Genomic DNA, 732 nt, shown 5'->3' with positions numbered 1-732 from the left:
CGGCCAGGCCACGTACACAGCTAACACCTGAGTTAAGCCGCGCCGCGAAGCGGCGTCGGCTTGGACGAATTGTTAGGTGCCGGCCCCGGCGGGCCACACCTTCTCGACCAGCTCCCCGATCTCCATCGGGCCATCATGGCCTTCCATTGCCTTGCTCCATTCCGTGGGGTTGGGAAAGCCCTGCGATGCAGGGGCGCCCCACAGCGATGCGTTGAGAGCGAAGACAACGACGCCCTTCTGGGCCGAGAACGCGGGCACCTGAAGGATTGCAGCTCGTAGTTCCGCTGCCGTAGCGGCTGGCAGGCTCGGCCGGAAGTCTAGCCAGACCGTAGATTGCTCACCGGGCCGCACGGCTAAAACGAGGAAACCACTGGTCGGGTGCGGCTCCCGGCCTTCAAGTGCTTTCGTGGCGGCGGTTTGGACGGCCTTGATGTACTCGGAAAGCGACTGAACCGACGGCGCCCGTTCCTTTAGCACGAAATCCGGCTGCAGCAGCACGATGCTCTCGGTCTGATAAGGAGGCGCTGCATAGGCCGAGAAGGTGAGAATCGTTGCTGCAAGAAGTGCGAGAAATCTCATGCCGGCACCTAACACCTGAGTTAAGCCGCGCCGCGAAGCGGCGTCGGCTTGGACGAATTGTTAGGCCCCGCCCAGTTGACGGCGCGACCTGCGTGTTGGGACAAGCAACCCATCCTCTAGCTCGACGAGTGCGGGCGTTGGCTCGCCGGACAA

The 732-nt window shown here is 63.0% G+C and carries 1 protein-coding gene; it reads right to left on the bottom strand.

Translation table 11 applies throughout. The features are described 5' to 3' along the window. Window positions 1-72 precede the first annotated feature (72 nt). The gene (locus EYQ95_RS26265) at window positions 73-579 is read right to left on the bottom strand and encodes a hypothetical protein (protein ID WP_132332196.1); all 507 of its coding nucleotides are present in this window, start codon (window positions 577-579) and stop codon (window positions 73-75) included. Between the last annotated feature and the right edge of the window lie 153 nt (window positions 580-732).

Source organism: Lysobacter sp. N42, from assembly GCF_004344885.1.
The sequence above is the reverse complement of the archived record's forward strand: the minus strand, read 5'-3'. Positions and strand labels throughout refer to the sequence as shown.